This window comes from Bradyrhizobium sp. KZN70725, assembly GCF_055264925.1.
The window spans coordinates 252,779-272,800 of the sequence record NZ_JBUYWT010000004.1; the positions used below are offsets into that span (position 1 = coordinate 252,779).

Genomic DNA, 20,022 nt, shown 5'->3' on the forward strand with positions numbered 1-20,022 from the left:
TGATCGATCGCCTAGTTGAGGAGGTAGACGTCGAAACTCTCGTCGGTCTTGGCGGGGCCGAAGCGGCGGAGCATCGTGGTCGCTTCGCGGAAATCGCGGATCTGCGCCGCTGAGGCACGGAACGTCCGCCAGTCCTTGCCTTCGTCGTAGTTCCGGTCGGGCGTGATCTCGTCGAGCCGGCAGGCCAGCAGGATGATGACGGGCGCGCGGGTCGTGTCGCGAAGCTCGCGGCCAAGGCGCAGGGTCTCGCCGAGATCGCTGTCCATCTTGCCCTTGCGCGAGAAGATCACGACGCTGCCGAATCTATGGTCGCGCGCGAGATAGATCCGGTTCTTGACGTAGTAGGGCAGCGCCTCGACCAGCCATTCCGGCTCGGCGAGGATCACTGCATCGGTGAGATCAGCGAGCGAGGCGATCAGGCGGCCGAGATCGGCGCTGCGGCTCGCGACCACGCCGGTCACCGCGTTGCGCAAATCGTTGATGCCGGCGGCGGTCTGGATCGCCAGCACCAGCAGCAGCGACCCGCGTCCGATCGCCGGCAAGCGCCGGTCGAGCCATGCCCGAGAGCCGGATGGCGCGGTGACCCGGCTCCAGCCGATCCAGTAAAGCGCGATCAGGAAGCTCAGCCAGACCGCGGCATGTCGGTAGGCACCGTTGGCGGCGACGGCGAAGAACAACGACGTCAGCAACAGGGCGGCGATGGCGGCGAGGAAGGCCGGTCGCCGCGGCAAGAGCCCGAGCGTCGCGCCGAACAGCAGCACCGATCCCGCGATCGAAGGCAGCAGATTGGCAAACAGCGCGCCCAGCGACGTCGCGCCGGGGTTCACGAGGGACAGGATTGCCGCCGCGAGTGGTGACTCGTGCGACCAGTCCCGGGCCGCGGCGTCATTATAGGTCGGCAACATCGTCGCCGCGCAGATCACGACGCCAATCGTCGCGATCGTTGCATTGATCGCGAAATTGGTGAGTTGCGGCGACCAGCGCCAGTCACGGCTCCCTCGGGTCTCGAGCAGGTCGAGCAGCCAGAACAGCAGGAATGCGCCGGCCATGATCGCGCCGACGACGTTGGTGTTGGCGAGCAGGAACAGCAGTGCGCCGAGCAGCAGACCACGGTCGCGGTGGGCCCGATAGCAGGCCGCGATCGCGAACAGGAACAGGGCCGAGATGCCGTAGTTCCTGGCCATCACGACATACTCAAACAACAGCGCATGGCTCGTGATCAGCAGCAGGACCAACAGTCGTGGGAATGGTGACCGGAAGATCAGCAGTGCGACCGTGATGAGCCCGACCACGAAGGCGACGGCGGGCAGCACCTCGACCCGATCGAAGACGGCATGCGCGCCGCGCAGCAGAAGGTACCAGAGGGCGGGGTGGCCCTCGCCATGCAACCCTCTCAGCATGGCGACCGGATCGTCGCCGTTCAGGGCAATGGTGAGTGCCCGGACCTCGTCGCGCCACATCACGTGACGGCCGATCTGGAAGCCGACCAGCGCGACCCATCCCGCGAGGAGCAGGACGTCCGGCGAGGATCGGCGGTCCCGCTTGGGCGCGAACAACCACTGGTCCAGGATGGGCAGAGAACGGGTCAATGAATCCTGCTGCTGCTCGGATCGGGACGGTCAAACCGGGGCGTCATCTGCCGGCCTGGTGGTTTGTGTTAACAGTAAAATCCACATAGAATGTTGTAACATTATGGGCAAACCAGACTAACATTTATGACGCCGACGCCGGCCCAGAGAACGGTCAGGGACATCGGTCCTGCGCACCCCGAGGTGGAGTTCGCGCTGGTGCTGGCACGAACCATCGATTCCGTGAGCACCGACCCGCAGCAGCTGCGCAGCGCGGTCTACGAGTTCGCGCGGCAGAAGCTGCAGCAGCTCGCGCACGAGGATCCGGCGGAAAAGCAGCGTCTGATGCAGGCGCTGGAAGTGGCGATCGAAGGCGTCGAAGCGCACACGAAGAGCAACGTGATCGAGAAATTCGAGGTGCCGCTGGCGCGGGCGCTGGCCGCATTCCTCGAGGCGGCGGGCGCGGCGCGACGGATCGAGGCGCCGCCCCGGATCGATGCCGAGGCGGCCTTTGTCACGACCCTCGACCGCGTCGAGCCTGCCGCGGTGACGCGTGGTCCGCGATGGTCGTCGTCGGCGCCGCTGCGTTACGTTGTCATGCTGGCGTTCTTCGGGCTGATCGCGGCCGTTGTCCTGCTGCAGCAACGCGGCGTGTCATTGGCCGCGGCCCGCGCGATGATTGCCGGCACGCTGGCATCGGCGCCGCCTGAAACCCAAAGGCCGGCCGTGGTCGCGGCCGTCCCGGCGCCGGCCGCTGCGGCCGAGCCGCCGGCGCCAAGACGGCCATTGCCGACCGCCTATGGCGTCTATGCCGAGAGCGACGGCAAGCTCTACGAGTTGCAGCTGATCCAGGGGCGTGCGCCGGATCCGCGGGTGGCGATCTCGGCGGCGATCACCAGGCCGAGCGAGACCACGCTGCCGGACGAACATCTCCGCTTCATTGTGTTCCGGCGCGAGGGTGCCGGCGGCGCCTCCGATCCGATCGATGTACGTCTGATCGCTCATGTGAGCCAGCAGACCACGTTCGACGCGACCGGCAAGCCGGTGGTCTCGCCGGGCGACGACAGCTGGGTGATCCGCAACATCTCGATCCCGTTCCGCGCGGCGCCGCTCAAGGACGATCCGCAGATGTTCGAGATCCTGCCGCGCGACGACGCGCCGCTGCCGCCGGGACGCTTCGCGCTGATCCTGAAGGCGCAGGCCTACGATTTCACGGTCGAGGGCGCGGTCACCGACAAGCGGCATTGCCTGCAGCGGCTGGCGGCCGCAAATGGTGTGTTCTACTCGGACTGCGAGAAACCGTGAGCGGGGTGTCCGTCCGGCTCAGCGTCGTGCTGGCGCTCCTGCTGGCATCGCGTGCCGCCGTCGCCGCACCCGATGCCGAGACCGCAAAGCGCTGCCTGCGCGCGGCCTACATGGTCTACCCCTACAAGCGACCGGGGGCCGTGCCGATGAATGGCGATCGGCTGCATTTCTTTCAGCAATGCATGGCGCAAGACGACACGAAGTCGGCGGAAGCGCCGAAGCGCGATTGAGCGCAATGCGCCGGCCGCTCAGTTCGCGGACTGCTCCACGCCCGACCTCAGCCGGCCGAGCTGGTTACGCAGCACGAGCAGCATGAAGCGACCGACGCCGATGCCGGCGAGACCCCCCGCCACCTTGACGATCGCATCGATCAGGCGGCCGTGACGATCCGGTGTCAGGAATTGCATTGCTTCGAGCGTGAACGCGCTGAAGATGACAAGGAGCACGATCAGCGCGGTGCGCCGCGGGTAGCCCAGCACGAAGGCCAGCGCCATCACGGCGAACGCCGCGAAATGCTCGATCTGCGGATGGAATAGCGAGGGACGGTCCTGGATCGGGGACAGTGTCACGAAGGCGATGAGCGCAAGCGCAAGCCAGCCTGCAATCACGCCGAACCTCCGTATCTTTGAAACAAGCAACGCGTTCTTCCCGGTCCATATGCGCTGGGCGCGCCGCCGTTGAATTAGCGCATCGCCGGTGTCAGCGACATGAAAATGGTCGTCGAAGGTTAACTTGCCGGTCGGCTGCAAATGACCCGACATGTTGTCCGCGCTCCGGTCCGCCGGAAGGTTGCCAGCAACAATTGCTTTCAAGTTTATGGTGTTATAATACCCTAAACTGAAACCCAATCTCACTTCGCGCGCATCTCATGGAGGGAACCAGGGGTGCTTGCGCGGGTTCCCCGGATGGTGCACCTGACGAAAAAATTAGCGGCGCCTTGCGGGTCCATTCATAAGCCGTTCACGGCGGGAAGCCTCATTTGGTGCCGGAATGTCGTAATGCTCACTCTCGGAGGCCAAAGTGCGTCTGCTCGTCGTTGAGGATGATCCGGATCTAAACCGCCAGCTCACCACCGCGCTGACGGACGCCGGCTATGTGGTCGATCGCGCGTTCGACGGCGAGGAGGGGCATTTCCTTGGTGATAGCGAGCCGTACGACGCGGTGGTGCTGGATATCGGCCTGCCGAAAATGGACGGTATCTCGGTGCTCGAGGCCTGGCGGCGGAACAAGCGGGTGATGCCGGTGCTGATCCTCACCGCACGAGATCGCTGGAGCGACAAGGTTCAGGGCTTCGACGCCGGCGCCGACGACTATGTCGCCAAGCCCTTCCACCTCGAGGAGGTGCTGGCGCGGATCCGCGCGCTGCTGCGCCGCGCGACCGGGCATGCCCAGGTCGAACTGAACTGCGGGCCGGTGGCGCTGAACACCCGGACCAAGCGGGTCACCGTCAACGGCAATCCGATCAAGCTGACCTCGCACGAGTACAATCTGCTCGACTATCTGATGCACCACACCGGGCGGGTGGTCTCGCGCACCGAACTGGTCGAGCATCTCTACGACCAGGACTTCGACCGCGACTCCAACACGATCGAGGTGTTCGTCGGGCGCATTCGCAAGAAGCTGGAAGTCGATATCATCCAGACCGTGCGCGGCCTCGGCTACATGCTTTCGCCGCCGACCTAGAGCATGATCCGGAAAAGTGCGCAGCGGTTTTCCCTGCGACAAACGCGAAGCGTTTGCGCGGGGATCATGCTCTTGAAGCATTTTCGAGCGAAGTGGATGCCGGTTCGTTCGCGTGAAGAAAGCGCGGACCAAACAATGGGATAAGAGCATGTCCTATTCAATCGGATCATGCTCTTAAGGTGCTTGATCGCGATGCGGGCATTGGCATGATCCGCGCCAGGAGGACTGGATTCGCCATGTCTGAACTCGCCTTGTCGCGGCCCGCTGACGCGATGTTCGAGCTCGTGCCCTGATGGGCGGCAGCTCGCTCGCGACACGCCTGTTCGTCTCGGCGACCGCCTGGGTGGTGGTGATCCTGGCGATCACGGGCGTCATCCTGTCGTCGGTCTATCGCGACGCGACCGAGCGCGCCTTCGACCGCCGGCTCAATCTCTATCTGCGCACCCTGATCGCCGAGGTGGCGACGCCGGACGAGCCGGCGGACCGCCAGTTCCAGTCGCTGGGCGAGCCGCTGTTCGACCTGCCATTGTCGGGCTGGTACTGGCAGATCACCCGGACCGATACCGAAAAGGGCGAGACCCGCGCCTCGCGCTCGCTGTGGGACAAGAAATTGCCCAAGCTCGAGGAGCACGGCGCCGAGCTGACCGCTGCCGGGGTCCGGCTCGGCTATGTCGACGGGCCCGAAGGCCAGAGCCTGCGCGTGGTGGAGCGGCCGGTCGATCTCGGCGCCGACGGCAAGTTCCTGGTCAGCGTCGCCGGCGATGCTACCGAGATCTTCGATGAGACGCGCAGCTTCGACTATTATCTCGGCGGCACCTTCGCCGCGCTCGGCATCGTGCTGCTGCTGACCACGATCTTCCAGGTGCGCTACGGTCTCGCGCCGCTCAAGCGAATCTCGGATGCGATCGCCGACATCCGCTCCGGCCGCGCCGAGCGGCTGGAAGGCCGGTTTCCGGTCGAGATCGCACCGCTGGCGCGCGAGACCAATGCGCTGATCGATGCCAACCGGGAGATCGTTGAGCGCTCGCGCACCCATGTCGGCAATCTCGCCCATGCGATCAAGACGCCGCTTTCGGTGATCGTGAACGAGGCGGCCGCCCATACCGCCGATCCTTTCGCCAGCAAGGTGCTGGAGCAGGCCGATCTGATGCGGGATCAGGTCGCGCACCATCTGGAGCGCGCGCGGATCGCGGCCCGTGCCACCATCGTCAGCACCATCACCGACGTCGCACCTGTGATCGAGGCGCTGCGCCGGACCATGGAGAAGATCCATCGCGATCGCGACCTTTCGATCGAGGCGAAGGCCGATCCGGCGGCACGGTTTCGCGGCGAGCGGCAGGACCTCGAGGAGATGGTCGGCAATCTCGTCGACAACGCCTGCAAATGGGCGGATTCGCAGGTGTTTGTCGAGGTGACCGTGGTTCCGCCCGAGGCCTCGGGCGCCGGGCCGAGGCTGCGCATTGTGGTCGACGACGACGGGCGCGGCCTGTCGGAAGCCGAGCGTGCCCAGGTGTCGCGGCGCGGCCAGCGGCTCGACGAGTCGAAACCCGGCTCCGGGCTCGGCCTGTCGATCGTGACCGATCTCGCCGGCCTCTATGGCGGCAATCTCACCCTGAACAACGCGCCGATCGGCGGCCTGCGCGCCGAGCTCACGCTGCCGGCGGTGTAGTGCACGATGACTTTACTCTGAATCGAGCGGCAGATTCCGCTTCACCTCGCCCCGCGCGCGGGGAGAGGTCGGAACGCATCGTTAGATGCGTTCCGGGTGAGGGGGAGTCTCCGTAAACGCAGCTATCACCCGATACGCGGAGGCGGCCCCTCACCCCAACCCTCTCCCCGTAAGAACGGGGCGAGGGAGCGCAGCGCCGCCGCGGTCGCCATCCGACCTAAACCCATCTCGCTCTAGTCGGCCTTGGGAGGCTCGGCGCCGCTATTCTTCCTAAACGGCTTCTTAACGCGCCCGCCGCTATCATTGCGGGCGGACGAGCTGCGGCGCTTGCCGGGCACCAAGCTTTCACGACCGGGCATGAGCCAGAAATCGACCGAGCGGCTGAGGGATTATCTCGCGCAGCTTCCGCCGCAATCGCAGGCGCTGCTGATGCGTGAGCTGGAGCGCGCCGTCGAACGCGGCGATGACGTCGCCGTCGCCAATCTGGTCCTCGAGCAGCTGCGCAAGATCGTGCGCGGGGCTGAGGAGGACGAGCAGATCCAGCCGCGCAGCGACGACCCGGCACGGCTCCTGTTCCGGCCGCTCGAGCCGTTCCTCGCCGAGACCAATTTCCCGACGCGAGCGGGCCAGATCCGGCGCGCCTCGCTGCTGCCGATCTGGCAATGGCTGGCCCGCGAGGGCGCGCCCGAAGCGGCTCGCGCGTTCGAGGCGGCGTTGGCCGCGGCCACGGAGAGCGGTCCGATGGAGGCCGCCGCGCGCAAGTTCCAGCTTGCCGCCGCGGACGCCATCCTCAAGATCGCGGCGCCGAGCCAGGACGACCGCCAGCGCGCGCTGTCGCGGGTCGGCCCGCCAAACGTGGTCGAGGACCTGCTGCCGATCGGCCTCGTTCTGCAGGCCCGCGAAGCGCTGGAAACCCTGGGAAGCCGGCTGCCGAGCCAGATCCGGGTATTTGCCGATTCCCAGATCGCCTCCGCGATGGAGGCGCTCAAGCTGCCGTCGTTGCAGACGCCGCAACTGCTGCCGTTTGCGCTGTCATTGATTGCGCAGCGGCTCGCCGCGCCATGGCAGATCATCCGTCTCGCCATCAAGATGGCGGCCTCCGACGACGAACTGCGGGTTGCGGCGACGCCTTACGGCATCGCGGTCACCATCGCGCTGCATGATTTGTCGTTCGTCGCGGCCTGCCTGCGCACCGACATCAGGCGCGGGCATTTCGATTATGTCGGCGAGCAGCTCAAGACCCTGCATGACGGCGTCCGCGGCCTGCGCACCGAGCTCGATCTGCGCAACGATTCCACCTGGGGCCGCCAGCTCACCTCGGTCCGCGCCGATACTTCCAACGCGCTGCAATCGGAGATCGACAGCGTGCCGGGCCGGGTCCGCCGCATCCTGCGCCAGCGCGCCGACAAGGACATTACGGCAGGGGCCAAGATCGATGCGACCGAGGTCGAGGATGCCGCGGCGCTGATCGATTTCGTTGCGGTGTGCCGCACCTATGCCAGCGAGCTCGCCATCAACGAGGTGACGCTGCGGACTTTCTCCGACCTGCAACATTATGTCGAGCAGTCGACCGAAGGGCTGGTGCAGTCGCTGCGCGGCGGCGACGCCCGGGTCCGGGCGTTCCGCCAGCAGCAGGTCAAGGCCGCGATCCGCTTCTGCGAGGTGCTGTTCGGCCACGACTACGCCTCCCTGATGAACCGGGCCGCCGAAAACGCCGTGACCGGCGAGCGCAAGTCGTCGCGCGCGGGGTAGCGAGACCGCGCAATTCGCGAGCATGTTCGACGGTAAGCCGACGAGCCCGCCACGGCGGGATGATAGGCATTTGCGCTATTTCGGAATAATGGAAGTGTGGCACTGAGTTGCCCGACGTGTCAACCGTCAATCGAGCACCGGCGACCGCCTGCTACTTTGCATGGGGTTGTTTTCGATATTTTGGTCGTGCGCGCCTTCGCCCGGAGACGCCGGCGCAATACCGCCGGAACGGCACCGGAAACCGCCTGATTTCGACCTTCCGCCGATCCAGCAATTGTCAATTGCCGGGCTCGCCGCCGGTAGTGTAAAGCGATTCTAAGGCGGCTTGCCGGAAGCCGCCGTTCCATCCGGGAACCGCTTGATGACGCTGTGGTTTGTGTTCGCGCTGATGACGGTCGCGGCGATCTTTGCCGTGCTGTGGCCGCTCAGCCGCCGCGGGCGCGCGGATACCGGCGGCAGCGAGGTCGTGGTCTACCGCGACCAGCTCGCCGAAATCGACCGCGACATGGCCGCCGGCATCATCGGTGCCGCCGAGGCCGATGCCGCACGGGTCGAGATCAGCCGCCGGCTGCTGGCCGCCGCCGATCAGGGCGGACGTGAGACCCCGGTGCAAGGCAACCTCAATCTGCGGCGCACTGCCGCGATCGTCGGCCTGGTCGGATTGCCGGTGATTGCCTCGAGCTTCTATCTCGCGCTCGGCTCGCCGCGGCTTGGCGACTTTCCGCTCGCCGAGCGCGGCCGGGTGGCCGACGCCAACCAGCCGCTCGCCAATCTGGTCGCGCAGGTCGAGGCGCACCTTGAAAAGAACCCGACCGACGGCCGCGGCTGGACGGTGCTGGCGCCGGTGCTGTCGCGCCTCGGCCGCTACGATGACGCCGTCCGCGCCTATCGCAACGCCATCACCTATGCCGGCGACAGCGCCGATCGCCGCGCCGATCTCGGCGAGGCGCTGATGGGGACTGCCGGCGGCGTCGTCACCGCGGACGCCAAGGCGGAATTCGAGCGCGCGGTCGCGCTGAACGGCGACGATGCAAAGGCGAACTATTTCCTCGGTCTCGCCGCCGAGCAGGACGGCCGCAAGGCTGATGCCGCTGCGCTCTGGCAGAAGATGCTGGCGAAGGCGCCGGCGGACGCGCCGTGGCGGCCGCTGGTGCAGGCCGCGCTCGTGCGGGTCGGCGGAAGCGTGCCCGGCGGCGTCAGCGCACCCGGTGGCGTGAGCGCACCGGCGCTGCCGGACAGTGCGGTGGCTGCGGCCAGGGACATGAGCGAGGCCGATCGCGGCACCATGATCAAAGGCATGGTCGATCGGCTGGCGACGCGGCTGAAGACCAATGGCGACGACGTCGAGGGCTGGCTGCGGCTGGTCCGCGCCTATCTCGTGATGGGCGAGCGCGACAAGGCGATGAGCGCGCTCGCGGATGCCCGTCAGGCGGTCGCCAACGATGCGGATCGGTTGCGTCAGCTCAATGAGGGGCTGAAGAATCTCGGGCTGGATGGATAGAGCATGACGCCGAAAAGTGCGCGGCGGTTTTCGGAGGATGTCATGCGCAAGGATGGAACATGACCAGGAAGCAACGGCGTTTGACACTGATCGGCTGCGCGCTCGTCGTGCTCGCGATCGCCGCGGGCCTGGTGCTGAACGCGCTGCGCGATTCCATCGTGTTCTTCTCGACGCCGTCGATGGTCGCCGAAAAGCATCTCGGTCCGGGCAAGCGTTTCCGGCTCGGCGGCCTGGTGGAGCAGGGCTCGCTCAAGCGCGGCGACAATCTCGCCGTGACCTTCACCGTCGGCGACGGCGGCGCGACGCTGCCGGTCGCCTACAAGGGCATCCTGCCGGATCTGTTCCGAGAGGGGCAGGGCGTCGTCGCCGAAGGCGCGCTCGACGCGGGCGGCGTGTTCCGTGCTGACACCGTGCTCGCCAAGCATGACGAGACCTACATGCCGAAGGACGTCGCCGACGCCCTGAAGAAGCAGGGGCACTGGAAGGACGATTACGGTGCCAAATCAGGCAATACGCCGAGCGCCTCCGCGGCGCCGACCCAGGGAGCCGTGCGGTGATTGCCGAAAGTGGACATTACGCCCTGGTGCTCGCGCTCGGGCTGGCGCTGATCCAGTCCATCGTGCCGATCGTCGGCGCGCGCTGGCGCGATGCGGCGCTGATGAACGTCGCGCGTTCGACCGCGCTCGCCCAGTTGCTGTTCGTCGCAGCGTCGTTCGCGGCGCTGGTGACGCTGCACGTCACCTCGGATTTCTCGGTCGCCAATGTCTACGAGAATTCGCATTCGCTGAAGCCGCTGCTCTACAAGATCACCGGCGTGTGGGGAAACCATGAAGGATCGATGCTGCTGTGGGTGTCGATCCTGGCGCTGTTCGGCGGCCTCGTCGCGGCCTTCGGCAACAATCTGCCGCTGTCGCTGCGCGCGCATGTGCTGGCGGTGCAGGCCTGGGTCGCCAGCGCGTTCTATCTGTTCATCCTGATCACCTCGAACCCGTTCCTGCGCATCGCCAATCCGCCGCTGGAGGGACGCGACCTCAATCCGGTGCTGCAGGATATCGGCCTCGCGGTGCATCCGCCGATGCTCTATCTCGGTTATGTCGGCTTCTCGATCTCGTTCTCGTTCGCGGTGGCGGCGCTGCTCGAGGGACGGATCGACGCCGCCTGGGCGCGCTGGGTGCGGCCGTGGACGCTGATGGCTTGGATCTTCCTGACGCTCGGCATCGCGATGGGCTCCTACTGGGCCTATTACGAGCTCGGCTGGGGCGGCTGGTGGTTCTGGGATCCGGTCGAGAACGCATCGCTGATGCCGTGGCTTGCCGGCACCGCGCTGCTGCATTCGGCGCTGGTGATGGAGAAGCGCAACGCGCTGAAGGTCTGGACCGTCCTGCTGTCGATCCTGACTTTCTCGCTGTCGTTGCTCGGCACCTTCCTGGTGCGCTCCGGCGTGCTGACCTCGGTCCACGCGTTCGCCACCGATCCGACACGCGGCGTGTTCATCCTGCTGATCCTGTTCGTCTTCATCGGCGGCAGCCTGTCGCTGTATGCCTGGCGTGCGCCGGCGCTGAAGCAGGGCGGGCTGTTCGCGCCGATCTCGCGCGAAGGCGCGCTGGTGCTCAACAATCTGCTGCTCACCACCGCCTGCGCGACCGTGTTCATCGGCACGCTGTATCCGCTGGCGCTCGAGGTGCTGACCGGCGAGAAGATCTCGGTCGGCGCGCCGTTCTTCAATTTCACCTTCGCGCCGCTGTTCGTGCCGCTGCTGCTCGCGGTGCCGTTCGGGCCGCTGCTGGCCTGGAAGCGCGGCGATCTGCTCGGCGCAGCGCAGCGGCTGATGGTGGCCGGCATCGTCGCGCTGGTTGCGATGGCGCTGGTGCTGGCGTGGACCTATGGCGGCGCGACCTTGGCGCCGCTCGCGATCGGGCTGGCGGTGTTCGTGATCATGGGCGCGCTGTGCGATCTCGCCGAGCGCATCGCGCTGTTCCGGATTCCGCTGTCGCTCTCGTTGCGCCGTGCGCGCGGCTTGCCGCGCGCGACCTGGGGCACCGCCTTCGCGCATGCCGGTCTCGGCGTCGCGCTGATCGGGATCGTCTGCGAGACCACCTGGAACAGCGAATATATCGGCGCGATGAAGCCGGACGACGTCGCTCGCGTCGCGGGCTACCAGTTGCGGCTCGACGGCCTGAACCCGCGGCAGGGTCCGAATTTCCGCGAGATGGTCGCGCAATTCACCGTGACGCGTGACGGCGAGAAGGTCAGCGTGATGACGCCGTCGAAGCGCAACTTCACGACGCGCGGCGCCTCGACGACCGAGGCCGCGCTGATGACGCGCGGCGCCAGCCAGCTCTACATCTCGCTCGGCGATACCTCGGCCGACGGCGCGATCGCGGTGCGCATCTATCACAAGCCGCTGGTGCTGATGATCTGGTGGGGCCCGGTGCTGATGGCGTTCGGTGGTCTGCTGTCGCTGTCCGACCGCCGCTTGCGGGTCGGCGCGCCGAAGCCGGCGAAAGCGGCGCGTGCATTGCAGGCGGCCGAGTGATGCGGTCGCGCGCGCTTGCAGCCGCCGTGCTTGCGACGGCCCTGATGCTCGGCGCGATGCCCGCCCGGGCGGTGCTGCCCGACGAGGTCATGGCGGACCCGGCCAAGGAGGCGAGGGCGCGCGAGCTCTCCAAGGAGCTGCGCTGCATGGTCTGCCAGAACCAGTCGATCGACGATTCGGAGGCGCCGCTGGCGCGCGATCTCCGTCTCTTGGTGCGTGAACGCATCTCGGCCGGCGACAGCGACGCCCAGGTGATCGATTTCCTGGTCGCCCGCTACGGCGAATTCGTGCTGCTGAAGCCGCGCCTCAACGAGCACACGCTGCTGCTGTGGCTGACCCCGCCGCTGGCGCTTCTGCTGGGCGGCTTGGCGCTCTGGCGGCTCGGCCGGCGCAAGGCAAATCCGGCCGCCGGCGGGGGCGATTCCGCCCCTGGACTGACGTCCGACGAGCAGGCGCGGCTGGAACGCCTGCTGGCGGCGGAATCCGCGCCGGACAAGCCGCTTTAGTTCCCTTTTAAGTCCTTTATTTACCTGCGCTATTCTGCCGCAGCGGCGGCCGCCTCGATTACAAAAGTTTAATTCCGCAGCCAGCGCGCCGTAAGGCTGATGACCCCATGTTCAGACCCATCAGGTGCTCGCCCCCGGCACCAATGATTCTGGCCCCTGGAGATTTCAAGACATGACCGACCGTCCCGACCTCTCGACCCTTCCGTCCTACAAGGCGCCGAAGCGCTCGCTGTTCTCTGCCCGCAAACTCGCGCTGATGGCGTCGGTCGTGGCCGGCCTCGGTGCCGCCACCTACGGCTTCAGCCCCTCGCACAACCCCGCCGACCTGTTCACGACGCCCGCGCATGCGCAGGTCAATAACGAGGTCAAGAAGGTTCAGCAGCCGGTCGGATTTGCCGACATCGTCGAGCGCGTGAAACCGTCGGTGATCTCGGTCAAGGTCAACATTCGCGAGAAGGTCGCGAAGGATGACAGCAACAACAATGACGATTCGCCGTTCCAGCCGGGTTCGCCGATGGAGCGCTTCTTCCGCCGCTTCGGCGGTCCGGATGGCTTGCCCCCGGGCCTGCGCGGTGGACCGCGCGGCGGTGGCGTGGTGACGGGCCAGGGTTCCGGCTTCTTCATCTCGGCTGACGGCTTTGCCGTGACCAACAATCACGTCGTCGACGGCGCCGACAAGGTCGAAGTCACCACCGACGACGGCAAGACCTATTCCGCCAAGGTGATCGGCACCGATCCGCGCACCGACCTCGCGCTGATCAAGGTCGAGGGCGGCTCCAACTTCCAGTTTGCCAAGCTTTCCGAAACCAAGCCGCGCATCGGCGACTGGGTGCTGGCGGTCGGCAATCCGTTCGGCCTCGGCGGCACCGTGACCGCGGGCATCGTCTCGGCCTCCGGCCGCGACATCGGCAACGGCCCGTATGACGATTTCATCCAGATCGATGCGCCCGTGAACAAGGGCAATTCGGGTGGCCCGGCGTTCGACGTGTCCGGTGAGGTGATGGGCGTCAACACGGCGATCTACTCGCCGTCCGGCGGCAGCGTCGGCATCGCGTTCTCGATCCCGGCCCAGACCGTCAAGAGCGTCGTCGCCCAGCTGAAGGACAAGGGCGCGGTCAGCCGTGGCTGGATCGGCGTCCAGATCCAGCCGGTGACCTCCGACATCGCCGACAGCCTCGGCATGAAGAAGGCCGAAGGCGCGCTGGTTGCCGAACCGCAGGCCAACGGCCCGGCGGCCAAGGCCGGCATCGAATCCGGTGACGTCATCACCGCCGTCAATGGCGAGCCGGTGAAGGATGCGCGCGAACTCGCCCGCACCATCGGTGGCCTCGCGCCCGGCAACGCCGTGAAGCTGAACGTACTGCACAAGGGTCAGGACAAGACCGTCAACCTCACGCTCGGCCAGCTGCCGAACAACCTGGAAGCCAAGGCGGACACCGACAAGAGCGACAAGGGCAACTCGTCCCGCGGCACCGACGTGCCGAAGCTCGGCCTCACCGTCGCGCCCGCCAACAGCGTGGCCGGCGCCGGCAAGGACGGCGTGGTCGTGACCGAAGTCGATCCCAAGAGTGCTGCCGCTGAGCGGGGCTTCAAGGAAGGCGACGTGATCCTCGAGGTCGCCGGCAAGTCCGTCGGCACCGCCGGTGAAGTGCGGGATGCGATCACCGCGGCGCGCAATGACAGCAAGAACAGCGTTCTCATGCGCGTGAAGAGCGGCGGTTCGTCGCGCTTTGTGGCAGTGCCGCTGGCGAAGGGATAACTATCTATGAGTTGGAAGGCGTCGCCGGCATCAGTCGCCCCCGCCGACGGCGCTTTCCGGGGGGCGGGCCCCTTGCTCGCTCCCTACGTTGCCTTTCGATGGAATATGCCCCCCTCTGTCGGAAGGTCTCAGGGCGGTGAGGTCCCCCAGCTTCACCGCCCACTTTTTTCAAGCAATCGAGAATATGCGCGGTCGTCTTGCATGTGCAGGCCGGCCGCGTCATGCTGACAGAGGGCCAATTCCCGTGACCGCAATCGCTCCGCAAATGCGCATCCTGATCATCGAAGACGACCGTGAGTCAGCCGACTATCTGGTCAAGGCATTCCGCGAAGTCGGCTATATCGCCGATCTCGCCTCCGATGGCGAGGAAGGGCTGTCGATGGCCGAGTCCGGCGACTACGACGTGCTGGTTGTGGATCGCATGCTGCCGAAGCGTGACGGCCTGTCGCTGATCGGCAGCCTGCGCGACAAGGGCAACCGGACGCCGGTCCTGATTCTCTCGGCGCTCGGCCAGGTCGATGACCGCATCAAGGGCCTGCGCGCCGGCGGCGACGACTACCTGCCGAAACCCTATTCCTTCGCCGAGCTGCTCGCGCGCGTCGAGGTGCTGTCGCGGCGCAATGTCGGCCCGGCCGAGGAGACGACCTACCGGGTCGGCGACCTCGAGCTCGATCGGCTTTCCCATCGCGTCGCCCGCGGCAAGGACGAGCTGACCTTGCAGCCGCGCGAGTTCCGCCTGCTCGAATATCTCATGAAGCATGCCGGGCAGGTGGTGACACGCACCATGCTGCTCGAGAATGTCTGGGATTATCATTTCGATCCGCAGACCAACGTCATCGACGTCCACATCTCGCGGCTGCGCTCCAAGATCGATAAGGGTTTTGAACGGCCGCTGCTGCATACCATCCGCGGTGCGGGGTATATGATCCGTGATGGGATCAGATAAGGTATAATAATTGTTGTGCTTTTTCGGGCGTGTTGTTTTTGGATTGCCAACTATTTACCGCTTCTCCCAACCGTTAGTCGGCTCCCAACACCGCCGAAAATTAAAAGCCCCGCCTAAGCGGGGCTTTCTTCAATGGGCTTGCGGACGTCTGGCAGCGTTTTGAGCCATACTCTCAAATCGTCCGGCAGGATGATCGTACGCCTCCCATGCTTCTTGGCCTTGAGATTACCGCTGCTGATAGCCTCGCGAATGGAGGTCAGCCCGATCCCGGTGAGGGCGCTTGCCTCCTCGGATGACACCGAGAGCCGTTCCGAGAGCGATACCTTTCCCTTCTGCCCGAACTCGTTCATGACATAAGCGCCCTTATCGTTTGATCATCCCCCACATGATGCAATTTGCCGTGCCGAAGCAAAATGGTTGCTAAAAATGCGTGGTACAATCGGATACCAAAGCGAATGAAAGGGGTTCCCGCTTCCCAGCTTCTTCGCCCCTACTCAGGGCAGCTGCGACGATTTCTGGAGTCCGGGCGAAGCTCCTCACTACTGTGAAGGGGGCAGCTATTGATGGGGTAAATGGTTCGCCCGGCCTTGAGCCTGCAACCAGACCGTTATGAGCGCCAGGATATCGATCGACTTCGCTGATTTCTCTGCAGTCCTCCAGGGCTGATCTGGGTGGTTCTCGCAGACCCAGCCGGTATCGTCTCGCATAGCGGCAGCTTCCGCAGATACAGCAGATCGAAAGCGACTATACAATCTTTGTGGAGTTGCCGCGCAGCTCGTTCTGCAGCACTGAAAAATCCGTCGTACCATTTGGTGATGGCACGACGATTTCTCCGTCGATGATCGCCGAAGCTGCAGATATGTGCCATGCGTCATTGGCGATTTTCTTGAAGCGCTTGGTCCAATCGTTGCCGCGTCGGGTGTAGATGATTACGGTTTCGTTCGCGAGATGGACTTGGACGCGGTAGCCATCGAATTTTATCTCATGGTGCCAGCGCGTGCCGCTTGGGACGTCGGCGATGCCAGGGCCGGCGCAATGAAGCCGGGAAAAAGCGCCTTCGCCCCGATCGCCTCGGGCTTCCTTCGCTGCAACGCCACAACGCAACAACGCAACTCCGCAACAAACGAATGATTTAAACTCTTAGTCCGGTCGTGTGCCGCTGATGTCCTATCGCCTGCGTTCAGGATGTTTGTCGACGGTCCTCTTCGCTGCGGAAATCGCTTCCAGCCTGCTCTGATACGTCATCGTCCTGACCGTTTGACCGCCCGCGAGAGGCGTGATCTCGACCAGGAAACCACCGCCAGGCTGTTCGATGACCACTAGTCGGTGCGCCGAATATTCGAGCTCGTCTGCCACGTCCGCGGTTCCAACCCTGTTTTCCAGACAAAACAGCTGCAGGGTCCTGACGTTCCAATGGAGCAATGGCGACTTGACCGGTGCTCACCGCTCTACGATCACCGTGAGACGCCCCACAGTAAACTGGAGGCCCGGCAGCGTTGGGGCTACTTAGCCGTCACGCGAGCAGGTCTTTACTCTGCTGAAGCATCCTCACGAATGTCCCGCTCTCGTGGTACTCGAGCCAGCCCTGCTCCTTGGCGTACTCCAAGCCAGCCCAATACTCGGCCGGCGCCGCCTTGTCCTGGTAGAGCATCGGATAGTTGATCTTCTCGATGTAGATCCGGCCGTCCTGGATGGGCTCGAATGCCCGGGCGTGTTCCATGATCCGGCGGGCGGCTTTCTCGGGGTCGGAGTAGGGGCGATCACCCACGTATTTCATTTCTCACCTTGGGTTGCTTGGGCAGCACGTAGGTGATTCTCCATTCGTTATAGTCGTAAATCCCAACCCAATGATGGACAAGCTTTCCGCACTGCCAGCAATTGAAGGTCCCGGAAGCATTGGTATGGGTTGCGCCGCGTTCCTGGCTCGCTGAATAGACGATGCCGCAGCCGATGCAGGTGAAATAAACGGTGACGGGAGGCGCCATAATGCCTCCTAACAGTCGAGGCCAGTCGGCGTTCCTCAGATCGGCCGAACCGCCCCTTACTCGCGTCCTGGGTATGATGCCACTACTCGATGCTCTTCGGGCTCAGGCCGGAATAGAACCACTCCCAGGCTTCCCGGAAGCGAGCTTTGGCGCCCTCCAGATCCGGCGCGCCGCCGGTCGCGTAGGGAGGGACGGGCAGCGGGACCGTAATGCTGTAGGTCCAGAACGGCGGGCTGCGCTCGGTCGCCAGCCTGATGCGGCCGACCCTCCGTCCCAGATGGATCACCACGTAGTCGTCGGGGATCGTCTCGCCGACTATGACGGTGCGGCGGAGAACAATTGCATCAGGACTACGGCCTCCGAAACGGCACCACGTTTCCGTCAGCCGCTCGGATTGCTACCCGGGCCAGCTCAAGCGCATCGAACTTCAGCTTAATAAGCGTATCAGCGACGCCCTGACGGTCTAGCTCGCGGACGATCGCCTCGGTCACCTTCATCAGTCGGGCGGTCTCAGCTTCGGTCATGTACATGCGCGGGGGGTGCCGTGACGGTGGGGCGGAGGAAGAGGTCCATTCAGCCCTTGAATTTTACGTCGGGTAGTTTGTGCTTGCGCTTAATGACCTCCGCAAAGTTACAAAGGAGAGCATATGCCTCGAGCCAAGCTTTCTTTTCTAAGTCGCTCAAATCGGCATAGGGCTCTGTCATTGTGACGTGGAATGGTTGCCAACCATCCGTCCCGAGACGCAAACGAAAATCGACGAGAGTTCTGTGCGGTGTTTCATCGGTGCCTTCAAAACTTCGGTCAAACTCCATTTTGACAAGTTCAACATCGACATCCAAAAGACTGAATTCGACTTCGGCCACGGTAATCTCCTGAAACCATGCTGGGAGCGAGATGGCCGAGCTGGCTCGGCCATATTGTTCGCAATTAACGAGCGGGTCGGCTCTTTCGGTCTGAATCGATTGCGTCCTTGATCGCTGCGGCACTCTTGGAGGTCGCCGCGACGCACTCATCGTTCCCAAGCAAATTGCCTTCTTCGATCCGTTCCGAAGCGAGAGATTCCGCGGCCATCACAAACGACAGTTCACGGATGCTAAGGTTGTCTCTCAGGTTAATCCTAGGTGCCAGCCCGCGAGCCTCCCGGATCTGATACGACTTGCCGCCGAGCAGCTTCAAGTAAACGGCCTCGGTGCAGTCCATGTATCCGCGGCCGGTCACGTAGGCGCTCTTCAAGGTGTCGGTGAAGTCGACGCGCTGGCTGCGAGACATCGCCCGAGCGCCAGCCCATCTGTTCTCTTCTGCCGTAGCGCGCTGAAGGATCTCATCGGCGAGGGTGGCGTCCCCAGCCCGATAGCGAAGCCAGATCTCCCGAACTTCAAGCTCCAGCTTTGGACTCAAATACCCAGCATATGCCGCGGCCAAGATCGGATGAGCGAAAGTGCCGGTGCTTCCGCGGCCTCGCCGTGAGTAAATGCTTGGAACTACTTGCTTATTTTCCTTCAAAGAAGAAATTTGTATCTTTTTCTCCAGCTCTTCGATGAGAGCTTTTGCCATCCGACTAATCCGCCACTTGGCGGGAGTGCGGGAAGCGTTAGCCTTCGCCGCACGCCATAGGTCATCAAGACAGACGTGGCCATAGGCATCCTCATTGATGCGATGGCCGCGCAAAACCAAACTCCGAGACTCGTTCAACGGTAGTTCTCCTGTGCAGTTCAACCACGAACCGCTGGACTTTCCGTCCAGTACCGTTACAACGACTCTTGTTAAGGGGAGCCAATGTCACGGGGCTACGTGGCGCGGGTTTCAATTTTAGAAAGGCGGTCTCCCATTGTCGCGATGGGGCCGCCTTTCGGCTTATGGTGCCTACGACTGACACGAGTCGTAACAAAAGCGTTCTAGTGTCGAATCAGCGTCGGCACGCAGGGTTCATTGGACACTCGACCGACTCTGTTCGGCAATGCACACCGCGTGCAGCCTCTGCCTTATCAACAGGCAGGGAACTTAACGGCTCATCAATATCCCCTTGTTTTTGGCGGTTGTAACCCTTCGCCACATCCGTGGTTTACCGAGGCGGGAAGAGGAGTCCGGCACACTGTTGGCTTAAGCGAGAGCACCAGGCAGCCGAAGCTGGCCCGGTGCGAAGCCTAGGCTAGATGCGTTCCCAAAGTTCTCTGAGACCGTTTCAACGCGCAACATTGAGCCGTCACCGGCGCATCAAGCGATACCGGGGACCGAATGTCACCGAATGCTTTACCGGAGAACTGCCTATAGCTGGCGGTGAGGAAGCGCGGGTAGGCGGCCTTGGCGTCGGCGAGGCTCAATTCGCCCTCCAGCACCGCGATGATCATCTCGCTAACGATGTCTTTGCGCCGGTCGAAGTCGAGCCCACGCGGCACGATCCGGTCGACTGTGGTGAAAATCGGTCGTGCCTCAGTTTGAAATTCCTCGGGAGCGGCCTAGCAGAAATCTGGCGGGCTGCCGCCGATGGGACAAATTGCACTATCCCCCACACGCCCATTGGGAATAGGGTCAAACTCCAACGCTGGAGTTGTGTCATGGGCAGTGACTTACTTTACCGCGTTTGCATCGTTGTATTGGGCATGTGCCCTATCGCCATCGCGGTGATTGCGGTGTTCTTGTAGAAGCCGTTTAGTTGATGACTTCCAAGCGCTTTTTATATGGACCGCGTTTTTTCGGCGCGATCAGGCGTTCTTTACGGTGTCGGCGTGGCGCTTCTCGCCTTTGGGGCCTTTGGGCAGTTGCTAGTCCTTCGTTTTAGGAACGCTCCGTCAAAGAACGGTATCAAGGCGT

Annotated in this window: 21 protein-coding genes and 1 pseudogene; 11 read left to right on the forward strand and 11 right to left on the reverse strand. The window is 64.1% G+C overall.

Going from position 1 to position 20,022, the window contains the following annotated elements; genetic code table 11:
- Nucleotides 1-11: 11 nt before the first annotated feature.
- Nucleotides 12-1,589 carry a hypothetical protein gene (locus ACZBJS_RS06025; protein ID WP_463438520.1) on the reverse strand — a complete coding sequence of 526 codons (1,578 nt, stop codon included), beginning with the start codon at nt 1,587-1,589 and terminating at the stop codon, nt 12-14.
- A 126-nt stretch (nt 1,590-1,715) separates the two neighbouring features.
- Between ACZBJS_RS06025 and ACZBJS_RS06030 the strand changes: the two genes are divergently transcribed.
- Both ACZBJS_RS06030 and ACZBJS_RS06035 read left to right on the forward strand, forming a co-directional pair.
- Nucleotides 1,716-2,873, forward strand: a complete 1,158-nt coding sequence (locus ACZBJS_RS06030) for a hypothetical protein (protein WP_463438521.1) — start codon at nt 1,716-1,718, stop codon at nt 2,871-2,873.
- The gene (locus ACZBJS_RS06035) at nt 2,870-3,103 is read left to right on the forward strand and encodes a hypothetical protein (protein ID WP_456781083.1); all 234 of its coding nucleotides are present in this window, start codon (nt 2,870-2,872) and stop codon (nt 3,101-3,103) included. The genes ACZBJS_RS06030 and ACZBJS_RS06035 overlap by 4 nt, the downstream gene beginning before the upstream one ends.
- 18 nt (nt 3,104-3,121) lie before the next feature.
- Here the strand turns inward: ACZBJS_RS06035 and ACZBJS_RS06040 are convergent, their stop codons facing one another.
- Nucleotides 3,122-3,721 (reverse strand): VanZ family protein, encoded by a 600-nt coding sequence (locus tag ACZBJS_RS06040; RefSeq protein WP_456860385.1) that lies wholly within the window; start codon nt 3,719-3,721, stop codon nt 3,122-3,124.
- A 172-nt stretch (nt 3,722-3,893) separates the two neighbouring features.
- Between ACZBJS_RS06040 and ACZBJS_RS06045 the strand changes: the two genes are divergently transcribed.
- The 9 genes from ACZBJS_RS06045 to ACZBJS_RS06085 all read left to right on the forward strand — a co-directional run bounded on the left by ACZBJS_RS06045 (nt 3,894) and on the right by ACZBJS_RS06085 (nt 15,225).
- Complete coding sequence (locus tag ACZBJS_RS06045; RefSeq protein ID WP_016841655.1) at nt 3,894-4,556, forward strand: response regulator transcription factor; 663 nt, start codon at nt 3,894-3,896, stop codon at nt 4,554-4,556.
- A gap of 292 nt (nt 4,557-4,848) precedes the next feature.
- Nucleotides 4,849-6,225, forward strand: coding sequence for a sensor histidine kinase (locus ACZBJS_RS06050; RefSeq protein WP_141340776.1), 1,377 nt, complete (start codon nt 4,849-4,851; stop codon nt 6,223-6,225).
- Between the two features lie 357 nt (nt 6,226-6,582).
- Nucleotides 6,583-7,977, forward strand: a complete 1,395-nt coding sequence (locus ACZBJS_RS06055) for a hypothetical protein (protein WP_057020248.1) — start codon at nt 6,583-6,585, stop codon at nt 7,975-7,977.
- Between the two features lie 361 nt (nt 7,978-8,338).
- A complete protein-coding gene (ccmI, locus tag ACZBJS_RS06060; RefSeq protein ID WP_463438522.1) occupies nt 8,339-9,478 on the forward strand; it encodes a c-type cytochrome biogenesis protein CcmI in 1,140 nt (379 codons plus the stop codon).
- A gap of 59 nt (nt 9,479-9,537) precedes the next feature.
- Nucleotides 9,538-10,035 carry a cytochrome c maturation protein CcmE gene (ccmE, locus tag ACZBJS_RS06065; protein ID WP_141340773.1) on the forward strand — a complete coding sequence of 166 codons (498 nt, stop codon included), beginning with the start codon at nt 9,538-9,540 and terminating at the stop codon, nt 10,033-10,035.
- Entirely contained in the window at nt 10,032-12,014 is a 1,983-nt protein-coding gene (locus ACZBJS_RS06070; RefSeq protein ID WP_168858114.1) for a heme lyase CcmF/NrfE family subunit, read from the forward strand. The genes ccmE and ACZBJS_RS06070 overlap by 4 nt, the downstream gene beginning before the upstream one ends.
- Complete coding sequence (locus ACZBJS_RS06075; protein WP_141340771.1) at nt 12,014-12,520, forward strand: cytochrome c-type biogenesis protein; 507 nt, start codon at nt 12,014-12,016, stop codon at nt 12,518-12,520. Before ACZBJS_RS06070 ends, ACZBJS_RS06075 begins: the two co-directional genes overlap by 1 nt.
- Before the next feature lie 172 nt (nt 12,521-12,692).
- On the forward strand, nt 12,693-14,279 hold the full coding sequence (locus ACZBJS_RS06080) for a Do family serine endopeptidase (protein WP_057020253.1): 1,587 nt from the start codon (nt 12,693-12,695) through the stop codon (nt 14,277-14,279).
- Nucleotides 14,280-14,544: 265 nt separating this feature from the next.
- On the forward strand, nt 14,545-15,225 hold the full coding sequence (locus ACZBJS_RS06085; protein ID WP_028331552.1) for a response regulator transcription factor: 681 nt from the start codon (nt 14,545-14,547) through the stop codon (nt 15,223-15,225).
- Between the two features lie 113 nt (nt 15,226-15,338).
- Here ACZBJS_RS06085 and ACZBJS_RS06090 read toward each other — a convergent pair whose 3' ends face one another.
- From ACZBJS_RS06090 to ACZBJS_RS06130, 9 genes and pseudogenes are all read right to left on the reverse strand, one after another.
- Nucleotides 15,339-15,575 carry a helix-turn-helix domain-containing protein gene (locus tag ACZBJS_RS06090; RefSeq protein WP_456815877.1) on the reverse strand — a complete coding sequence of 79 codons (237 nt, stop codon included), beginning with the start codon at nt 15,573-15,575 and terminating at the stop codon, nt 15,339-15,341.
- A gap of 356 nt (nt 15,576-15,931) precedes the next feature.
- Nucleotides 15,932-16,322 (reverse strand): annotated as a pseudogene (locus ACZBJS_RS06095) (ATP-dependent DNA ligase); the annotation flags it as partial.
- 416 nt (nt 16,323-16,738) lie between these two features.
- Entirely contained in the window at nt 16,739-17,002 is a 264-nt protein-coding gene (locus ACZBJS_RS06100) for a hypothetical protein (RefSeq protein WP_463438523.1), read from the reverse strand.
- Entirely contained in the window at nt 16,986-17,210 is a 225-nt protein-coding gene (locus ACZBJS_RS06105) for a hypothetical protein (RefSeq protein ID WP_463438524.1), read from the reverse strand. The genes ACZBJS_RS06100 and ACZBJS_RS06105 overlap by 17 nt, the downstream gene beginning before the upstream one ends.
- A gap of 82 nt (nt 17,211-17,292) precedes the next feature.
- Nucleotides 17,293-17,499 carry a hypothetical protein gene (locus tag ACZBJS_RS06110; protein ID WP_463438525.1) on the reverse strand — a complete coding sequence of 69 codons (207 nt, stop codon included), beginning with the start codon at nt 17,497-17,499 and terminating at the stop codon, nt 17,293-17,295.
- 61 nt (nt 17,500-17,560) lie between these two features.
- Entirely contained in the window at nt 17,561-17,734 is a 174-nt protein-coding gene (locus tag ACZBJS_RS06115) for a hypothetical protein (RefSeq protein WP_463438526.1), read from the reverse strand.
- Nucleotides 17,735-17,783: 49 nt separating this feature from the next.
- Nucleotides 17,784-18,074, reverse strand: a complete 291-nt coding sequence (locus tag ACZBJS_RS06120) for a hypothetical protein (RefSeq protein ID WP_463438527.1) — start codon at nt 18,072-18,074, stop codon at nt 17,784-17,786.
- Between the two features lie 64 nt (nt 18,075-18,138).
- Nucleotides 18,139-18,927, reverse strand: a complete 789-nt coding sequence (locus ACZBJS_RS06125; RefSeq protein WP_463438528.1) for a KilA-N domain-containing protein — start codon at nt 18,925-18,927, stop codon at nt 18,139-18,141.
- Between the two features lie 428 nt (nt 18,928-19,355).
- Entirely contained in the window at nt 19,356-19,607 is a 252-nt protein-coding gene (locus ACZBJS_RS06130; RefSeq protein WP_463438529.1) for a hypothetical protein, read from the reverse strand.
- Nucleotides 19,608-20,022: the final 415 nt, after the last annotated feature.